5 protein-coding genes and 1 other RNA gene are annotated in these 3068 nt (G+C 66.2%); all 6 read right to left on the bottom strand.

Annotation, left to right across the window (positions count from 1 at the left end; all coding sequences use genetic code 11):
* Positions 1-219, bottom strand: a 219-nt coding sequence (locus tag ACIPIA_RS13275) for a ribbon-helix-helix domain-containing protein (RefSeq protein WP_400510227.1), incomplete at its 3' end; no start/stop codon positions are given.
* The gene (locus ACIPIA_RS13270; RefSeq protein ID WP_400510225.1) at positions 216-416 is read right to left on the bottom strand and encodes a DUF4169 family protein; all 201 of its coding nucleotides are present in this window, start codon (positions 414-416) and stop codon (positions 216-218) included. The genes ACIPIA_RS13275 and ACIPIA_RS13270, both read right to left, overlap by 4 nt.
* A 14-nt stretch (positions 417-430) precedes the next feature.
* Positions 431-1825: a class II fumarate hydratase gene (fumC, locus tag ACIPIA_RS13265; RefSeq protein WP_400510223.1), complete on the bottom strand. Its 1395-nt coding sequence runs from the start codon at positions 1823-1825 to the stop codon at positions 431-433.
* Positions 1826-1838: 13 nt separating this feature from the next.
* Positions 1839-2417: an SspB family protein gene (locus tag ACIPIA_RS13260; RefSeq protein WP_400510221.1), complete on the bottom strand. Its 579-nt coding sequence runs from the start codon at positions 2415-2417 to the stop codon at positions 1839-1841.
* 56 nt (positions 2418-2473) lie between these two features.
* Positions 2474-2829: a transfer-messenger RNA gene (gene ssrA, locus ACIPIA_RS13255) on the bottom strand.
* 38 nt (positions 2830-2867) lie between these two features.
* Positions 2868-3068 (bottom strand): hypothetical protein (locus ACIPIA_RS13250; RefSeq protein ID WP_400510219.1); only part of this gene is annotated, 201 nt, incomplete at its 5' end.

Below are 3068 nucleotides of genomic sequence, written 5' to 3'. Positions count from 1 at the left end.
CCCCTCGGCCAGCCGGCGGTAATGGGCGAGGGCATGCAGGCGCAAGGCCGAGGAGAGATTGAGTTCGCCGCGGCCGGAGTCGATGTCGGCGACCAGGGCGGCGACCGGGCGGCCCTCCGTCACGGCGATGTCCTTCAGCGCGTCCCAGAATTCGCTCTCCAGCGAGATGCTCGTGCGATGGCCTGCGATGCTGAGCGAGCGCTTGCGCCCGGAGCTCATGTCGGCTCCGGCTCCTTGTCGTCGCGGCCGAGCCTGTGGCCTTCGACATGGCGCGCCGCCTTGTCACGCTCGGCCTCGGCAAGGCTGCGCTCCGCCTTGGTCCGGCCGAAGCTGATGCGGTTCTGCTCGGCCGCCTTGTCCGCTTCCGCCCGCGCCTTCTGCTTGCGCGCGCGTCGGAGGTTGATGATCTCGGCCATGGGCGAAACCCGTGTCAGGCCGGGCCGAGCATCTGCTCTGGCTTGACCGTCCTGTCGAAGAGATCGGCGTCGACGCCGGCCTTGAGCGCCTCGTCGCGCAGCGTCGTGCCATTGTGATGGGCGGCCTTGGCGATGTTCGCAGCCTTGTCGTAGCCGATCGCCGGCGCAAGCGCCGTCACCAGCATGAGCGAACGCGACAGCAGTTCCTTGAGCTGCGTCTCGTTGGCCTCGATGCCGTCGACGCAGTTGGTCCGGAAGCTGTCAGCCGCATCGGCAAGCAGCCGGACGGATTGCAGGAAGGCGGCGCCGATCACCGGCTTGAAGACGTTGAGCTCGAAATGCCCCTGGCTCGCGGCGAAGCCGATCGTGGCCTGGTTGCCGTGCACCTGGGTCGCAACCATCGTCAGCGCCTCGGCCTGGGTAGGGTTGACCTTGCCGGGCATGATCGACGAGCCCGGCTCGTTCTCGGGCAGGCTGATCTCGCCGAGGCCCGAGCGCGGGCCGGAGCCCATCAGGCGGATGTCGTTGGCGATCTTGAACAGATCGGAGGCCAGCGCCGCCAGCACACCATGAGCCGCTGCGAGAGCACCGTGGCTCGCCAGCGCCTCGAACTTGTTCTCGGCCGTGCGGAAGGGCAGGCCGGTCAGGGTCGCGACTTCCTTGGCAAAGAGCACCGCGAAGTCGGGATGGGTGTTCAGGCCGGTGCCGACGGCCGTGCCGCCCTGTGCCAGCGCATAAAGCCCGCCGAGCGCGGCCTCGATACGGCCGATGCCGAGATGGAGCTGCATGGCATAGCCGGAGAATTCCTGGCCGAGCGTGACGGGCGTGGCATCCTGCAGATGGGTGCGGCCGATCTTGACGAGATGCCTGAAGGCATCGGCCTTGGCGTTGAGCGCCTTTTCGAGATTGCGTAGCGCCGGAAGCAGCTTGCGGCTGATCTCGAGGACCGCGGCGACATGCATGGCGGTCGGGAACGAGTCGTTCGACGACTGGCCACGATTGACGTGGTCGTTGGGGTGGACGGGGCTCTTGGCGCCGAGGCCGGCGCCAAGCAGCTCGTTGGCCCGGTTCGCCAACACCTCGTTGGCGTTCATGTTGGATTGCGTACCGGAACCGGTCTGCCAGATCACCAGCGGGAAATGGCCGTCGAACTTGCCGGCTAGGGCCTCATCCGCAGCGTGCCCGATCGCGCCGGCGACGCGCTGGTCGAGCAAGCCGAGCCGGGCGTTGACATGGGCGGCGGCCTTCTTGACCAGGACGAGAGCATGGATGAGCGGCAGGGGCATGCGCTCACGCTCGCCGCCGATCCTGAAATTCTCAAGCGAGCGCTGCGTCTGAGCTCCCCAGTATCGATCCGCAGGCACCGCGATAGGGCCGAAGGAATCGGTTTCGGTGCGCGTCTCGGTCATGGGGAGGGGTCCGTCAGGTCTTCTTGCGGAAGGAGTCGAGGCTGACGACCTGGGCGCTGCCCTTGCCGTCATCATCGGTGTCGGCAGTCGCGGCTTCGTCGCCCTTTTCGTCGGGCGCCTCCGTTGCCGCCGCACGCGACTTCAGGGCCGGTACGGCGGCAGGGACGACCTTGGCGGGGGCAGGCGTGGCTACCGGGGCCAGTTCCGCCGGCGAGGCTCCGGCCTCCTCCGCGTCACCCTGTGTCTCGAACTTCAGGCCGAACTGGACGGAAGGGTCGAAGAACGTCGTCACCGCGTCGAAGGGGATCAGCAGGCGCTCCGGCACGCCCGAGAAGGACAGGCCGACCTCGAAGGCATGGTCGCTGACGCTGAGGTCCCAGAACTGATGCTGGAGGACGATCGTCATCTCGTCCGGATGTTTCTCGCGCAGGCGCTGCGACAGGCGCACGCCCGGCGCACCCGTGCGGAAGGTGACGTAGAAATGGTGTTCGCCCGGCAGCCCGTCGCGTGCCGCCTCCGTCAGGATCTTGCGGACGACGCCCTTCAGCGCCTCCTGAACCATCAGATCGTAACGCAGCACATCCTTGGACATCGGGTCGATGTTTCCGCTTGTTGGTCCGGCGGGAACAGCCGGCAGGCCAAAATGAAAGTGGAGGCTTCTGTTGCCAGGCGCCTCCGAGCCCCGCCTTACGCGGCTAAGCGCAAGGGCTTTGGTTTGGGAACCAGCACCGCTTACGCGGCGACGGCGACCCGAGCATTGTTGTCGTTGGCAACTATGCAACGGCCCGATAACGGCGGAACCATGCCGAGCAAAAGGAAGACCTTTACACCCTCGTCGATCCTATTTCGCCCCCGCCGAAACCCTGCAATATCAGGGCTTTGGTGGAGGCGCCGGGTACCGCCCCCGGGTCCGAAAGGCTTATTACGTAATCCGTTTATCGCCATAGCCGATCTTGCGAGCGGCACTGACGAATATAGGGGCTGTGTCGGCGCGGGGAAAGAGTGCCGCGGCGATTTCGGTGGGCGGTGCGGCTTTCCGGCCTCAATCGAGAATCCGACCATTTCTGATATCGATGTCCAGGACCATCTCGGTATCGTCGACACCGCGACCGGCGACCTCCCAGCGATCGCCGGCTCGCGTGATCTCCTCGACATGGACGAGGCCTGCGCTCCAGGCGATCTTCCTGGCCTCCCCCTCCGAAATGATGTCCTCCGGCTCCCTGCCGTATCCCGTCGCCATAAC

It is taken from the genome of Allobosea sp. CER48 (assembly GCF_044752385.1).
Taxonomy (GTDB): Bacteria; Pseudomonadota; Alphaproteobacteria; order Rhizobiales; family Beijerinckiaceae; genus Allobosea.
Note: the sequence above shows the minus strand (reverse complement) of the source record. Positions and strands in the feature narration are given on the sequence as shown.